This is a genomic window from Streptomyces sp. ActVer, assembly GCF_027270795.1.
Classification (GTDB): Bacteria; Actinomycetota; Actinomycetes; order Streptomycetales; family Streptomycetaceae; genus Streptomyces; species Streptomyces umbrinus_A.
Window position 1 is genome coordinate 1 of the sequence record NZ_JAPWHT010000646.1, and the last position, 4,287, is coordinate 4,287.

The following is a 4,287-nucleotide window of genomic DNA, read 5'->3' on the forward strand; positions in this document are numbered from 1 at the left end:
CTCGGGATTCGGCCCGACCCCACCGCCGGAGACGTCGTACCCGAGCCCGTACGCGACCCCGGCCCCGCATCCCCCTCCGGCCCCGTCTCCCAGGTCTCCCCGCAAGGTCAGCCCCCTCGTGGCCGCGGTCCTCGCCGCCGTCCTCGCCGGCGGTGCAGCGGGATACGCGGCCGGGGCTGTCGCAGACGAGGAGCCCGCCGCGTCCGCGGCCGGGCAGGAGAACGTCACGGGGCTCGAAGCGGTCGCCGCGCGTGTGCTGCCGAGTGTCGTGTCGATCGAGACGGCGGAGGGACAGGGCTCCGGGTTCGTGTTCGACGAGCGCGGCCGGATCCTCACCAACGCGCATGTGGTGGCGGGGAGTTCGGAGGTGTCGATCGAGCTCCAGGACGGGCGCCGCCTCCGTGCGGACGTGCTCGGTGACGACCGCGCCAACGACGTGGCCGTCCTGGAACCGGAGACCGCCCGCGGGCTGCGCGCCGCCGATCTGGCCGCCGGTGCTCAGGCGAAGCCAGGTGTGGGCGACACCGTCCTCGCCATCGGGTCCCCGCTCGGCCTCAGCGGCACCGTCACCTCGGGCATCGTCAGCGCGCTCGACCGGTCCGTGCGGCTGGGTGAGGGCGGTGAGCGGCGGCGGGCCCTGCAGACCGACGCGTCGATCAACCCGGGGAACTCCGGTGGTCCGCTCATCGACGCGGACGGTCGTGTGATCGGCATCAATACGGCCATCGCTACGTTGGATCAGGAGCGGGGCGGTTCGATAGGGATCGGGTTCGCCATTCCGATGGCGGATGCGCGGGCCGCTGCGCGGGCGATCATCGATGGATGAGTGGGTCGCGGGCCGGTTCGATCGAAGCTGCGGGTTCGTCGTGGCTTGTCGCGCCCACGATGGGGGTCCCCCCGCTCGAGCGAAGCCGAGAGTGGGGGAGGAGCCGCAAAATGTCACGCCCCGCGCCCCTGACGGGGCACGACTTGGCTCGATGCTGGAAGGCGGGTGGGGCAGATGAGACTACTGGTCGTCGAGGACGAGGAAGATCTCGTCGTCGCTCTTGGCGGAGGAGTCCGAGGAGGCGGAGCGCAGGGCGGCCGTCCGGAGTGTGGACCGCGCAACGACCCGTATGACCCGTCTGGTCGAGGACCTGCTGGCCACCGCCCGCCGCACGGCACCCGCCCTCGCGGACGCGGACGTCGACCTGGCGGCGGCCGCGGCCGAGGCCTGCGAGGAGTTCGCGCCGCTCGCCACCGAGCGCGGGCTCGTACTGCACCGGCGTCTCACCACGGGCCTGACGGTCATCGGCGACCACGACGCGCTGCGCAGGGCGGTAGGCAACCTGCTCTCCAACGCCGTACGACTCTCACCGCCGGGCACCGGAATCACGGTCGCCGCAGGCCGGGTGAACGGCTGGCTCTGGGCATCGGTCCAGGACGAGGGCCCCGGCATCCTCGACGACGACCAGACCCGGGTCTTCGACCGCTTCTGGCGCGCGAAGGGCAACGGTGGTGGCCGAGACCGTCACGCGGGCCTGGGCCTCGCGATCGTCCGCCAGATAGTCGAGTCCCACGGCGGCCAGATCCGCCTCTTCTCAACCCTCGGCAAGGGCTCGACCTTCGTCCTCTGGTTCCCGTCCCCAGGCGCCGACCACACGAACGCCACCCCACCGGACGAGCAACCTCTTTGACGGCCTGCGTCGGGGCCAGCGGCCCATAGGGGCGCGGGGAACTGCGCGACAAGCCCCAACGAACCCGCACCGCACCACAGCCCAGGCCCCCCACCCCGGAGCCCCCAAAAAAACCAGCGGAGCTATGCCGCTTCCTTGGCCTTCGTGGCGTACATGTCCACGTACTCCTGCCCCGACAACCGCATGACCTCAGCCATCACGGAGTCGGTCACAGCCCGCAGCACATACCGGTCCCGGTCCATCCCCTCGTACCGGGAGAACTCCATCGCCTCACCGAACCGAACAGTGACGCGGCCGGGCCGCGGGAACCCCGCACCGCCGGGCTGGATCTTGTCCGTGCCGATGATGGCGAACGGCACGACGGGCGCGCCGGTCATCATCGCCAGCCGGGCGATGCCGGTGCGACCCCGGTAGAGCCGGCCGTCGGGGGAGCGGGTGCCCTCGGGGTAGATGCTGAAGACCTTGCCCTCCTCCAGCACGCGTCGGCCGGTCATGAGCGCCGCGACTCCGCCGCGGCCGCCGTCACGGTCGACCGGGATCATGCCGCAGCCCGTGAAGAACCAGGCCATCAGCCGGCCTTTGATGCCCTTCCCGGTGACGTACTCGTCCTTGCCGATGAAGAAGACCTGCCGGTCGCAGAAGAGCGGCATGATCATCGAGTCGATGAACGTGAGGTGGTTGCCGGCCAGGATGACCGGGCCCGTGCCCGGGATGCGCTCCGCACCCTCCACCCGTGGGCGGAACATCAGGCGCATGATCGGTCCGAGCACTGCCTTGATGAGCGCGAAGCGGGACAACGTGCCCTCCGGTGTCAAGGGATCGGTATAAGTCTGTGCAGGTGAGGACGATACTCGCGGCCCCCCGGGTCTTGCACATCGGGTTCACCGAGTGGATACGTACTGTTGACCCTTGTTTACCTGCGGTGGCGCCCTGTCGCACGGCTGTCATCCGTACGACACGGTGTGACGAAGTCCGCACCCGTTAGGCCTTTCGGGAGGCCGGGTACCCACCGCGGCCGCCTCCACCCACCCGGCCGGTCCGGCGTTTGATGACAAGTCAGTCCAGGACCTTCCCACCGACCCCGGCCAACTCACGCACCCCACACGACATCCAGCGTCACCCGCGTGTTCCGTCCAAGGTCTCCCCTCCGTCACCCCCGCGCACCTACGATCGTCCCGCTTTGACAGGTGCAGCGCAGTATGCGGAGGAGCGCACATGGGGACGCAGGAGTCGAACGAGGGACTGAACGGGACCGGCCCGGGACGGCGCGCGCTGCTCGGGGCCGCGGTCCTCGGCGCCGGCGGAGCGGTCCTCGGGGTACCGGCCACGGCGAGAGCCGACGAGAAGCCCGGCGGCGGTGGCTACAAGAGCCTGCCGAAGCCGACGATCATCGGGCACCGCGGGGCCAGCGGCTACCGGCCGGAGCACACGCTCGGCTCGTACCAGCTGGCCCTCGACATGGGCGCGCACGTCATCGAGGCGGGCGACCTGGTGCCCACCAAGGACGGTCACCTCGTCTGCCGTCACGAGCCGGAGATCGGCGGTACGACGGACGTCTCCGCGCACCCCGAGTTCGCGAGCCGCAAGACCACCAAGCTCCTCGACGGGGTGTCCACCACCGGCTGGTTCACCGAGGACTTCACGCTCGCGGAGCTGAAGACGCTGCGCGCCAAGGAGCGCATCCCGGCCAACCGCCCGCACAACACCCTCTACGACGGCCGCTGGGAGATCCCCACCTTCGAGGAGGTGCTGCGCTGGCGCGAGGAGCAGAGCCGCAAGCGCGGCAAGCAGGTCTGGATCTACCCCGAGCTCAAGCACCCCACCTACTTCCGCAAGCTGGGCCTCGGCCTGGAGGAGCGGGTCACCAAGGTGCTGCGCAGGCACGGCCTGGACAAGAAGAACTCGCCCGTCATCATCCAGTCCTTCGAGCCGACGAGCATCCAGCGCCTGAACAAGCTGGTCGGCAACCCCCTGGTCGTGCTCCTGTCCGCCGCCGGCACCCGCCCCTGGGACTTCGTGGAGACGGGCGATCCGCGTACGGTCGCCGACCTGGTCAAGCCCGCGGGCCTGAAGGAGATCGCCTCCTACGCGCAGGGCATCGGCCCGACCCTGGACCTGATCATCCTGAAGGACGCGAGCGGCAACCTCACCACCCCGACCACCCTGGTCCGGGACGCGCACGCCGAGGGCCTGATCCTGCACCCGTACACGATGCGCAACGAGAACCCCTTCCTGCCCGCGAACTTCCGCAAGGGCACCGACGCGGACGGCTACGGGGACGCCTTCGGCGCCTTCAGGACGTACTTCGCGACCGGCATCGACGGGGTCTTCACCGACAACCCCGACACCGGCGTCCTCGCCCGCGAGGACTTCCTGAAGCGCTGAGTCCCGTAGGTACCGCGCTCGTCAACAGCTGAGCCCCCGGCCCCGGTTGGGGTGACAGACGGCCGCCCCGGCAACCTCGTGCCGGGGCGGCCGCGTCGTGCCGCATATGACCCACGGCATGCTCGACACGCTGCGTCCACTGCTCGCCGCCGAGGCCCGGTGCGGACGCCTTCGCGGTGCCCATGTCGACTACGGTGCTGCCCGACGTCACCTGGTAGGAGGGGCA

Annotated in this window: 4 protein-coding genes; 3 read left to right on the forward strand and 1 reads right to left on the reverse strand. The window is 70.3% G+C overall.

Going from position 1 to position 4,287, the window contains the following annotated elements; all coding sequences use genetic code 11:
• Nucleotides 1–826, forward strand: an 826-nt coding sequence (locus O3Q52_RS49640; protein ID WP_269655012.1) for a S1C family serine protease, incomplete at its 5' end; no start/stop codon positions are given.
• A 220-nt stretch (nucleotides 827–1,046) separates the two neighbouring features.
• A complete protein-coding gene (locus O3Q52_RS49645; RefSeq protein WP_269655013.1) occupies nucleotides 1,047–1,676 on the forward strand; it encodes a cell wall metabolism sensor histidine kinase WalK in 630 nt (209 codons plus the stop codon).
• Between the two features lie 122 nt (nucleotides 1,677–1,798).
• Here O3Q52_RS49645 and O3Q52_RS49650 read toward each other — a convergent pair whose 3' ends face one another.
• Nucleotides 1,799–2,473 (reverse strand): 1-acyl-sn-glycerol-3-phosphate acyltransferase, encoded by a 675-nt coding sequence (locus O3Q52_RS49650; protein WP_055616518.1) that lies wholly within the window; start codon nucleotides 2,471–2,473, stop codon nucleotides 1,799–1,801.
• Nucleotides 2,474–2,891: 418 nt separating this feature from the next.
• On the opposite strand from O3Q52_RS49650, the gene O3Q52_RS49655 reads away from it, so the two are divergent.
• Nucleotides 2,892–4,061: a glycerophosphodiester phosphodiesterase gene (locus O3Q52_RS49655; protein WP_269655014.1), complete on the forward strand. Its 1,170-nt coding sequence runs from the start codon at nucleotides 2,892–2,894 to the stop codon at nucleotides 4,059–4,061.
• Nucleotides 4,062–4,287 lie beyond the last annotated feature (226 nt).